This window comes from Aeromonas diversa CDC 2478-85 (assembly GCF_000819805.1).
Lineage (GTDB): Bacteria > Pseudomonadota > Gammaproteobacteria > Enterobacterales > Aeromonadaceae > Aeromonas > Aeromonas diversa.
In genome coordinates this window covers 534-1,103 of record NZ_CDCE01000026.1, presented here as the reverse complement: position 1 = coordinate 1,103, position 570 = coordinate 534, and the positions used below count along the sequence as shown (strand labels likewise).

General features: G+C 61.1%; 1 protein-coding gene. It reads left to right on the top strand.

Annotation, left to right across the window (positions count from 1 at the left end):
• Positions 1 to 570, top strand: a 570-nt coding sequence (locus tag BN1121_RS20020; RefSeq protein WP_043597676.1) for a hypothetical protein, incomplete at both ends; no start/stop codon positions are given.

The window sequence follows — 570 nt, the reverse complement described above, 5'->3', positions numbered from 1 at the left end:
CTGGCCGATGGTCGCCAGCTGGTGCTGGCGCTGCAACTCTCCATCGATGCCATCAATCGCATCATGCAGACTCGTGAAGGTATGGGACAGACTGGTGAGAGTTATCTGGTGGGCCCGGATGGCCGGATGCGCTCAGATTCCCTGCTGGATCCGGAGCACCGCTCCATCAGAGCCTCCTTTGCCGGCACACTCGAGCAAAACGGTGTCATGACCGAGGCGGTAAAGGTGAGCCAGTCAGGCGGAAAAGCGACCCGGATCATCCAAGACTATCGGGGTAACCCTGTGCTATCGGCCTATGCACCGGTTCGTTTCGAGGGCATATCCTGGAGTCTTATCGCGGAGCAGGACGAGAGCGAGGCCATGGCCTCCATCTTGAGTCTGCAGCGGTTGCTGTGGGCCATACTGGCCGGAGCATCGCTGCTGGCGCTCGGGATCTCTCTCTGGGTGGCCCGCAGTGTCACCAATCCTCTGGGGGGAGAGCCCGAGCAGATGCTCTCGTTAACCCGGGCGATCGCCAGTGGGGATCTGACGGGTAAGCTGGAGGTGAACAGGGCTGAGAGTGTCTGTGGC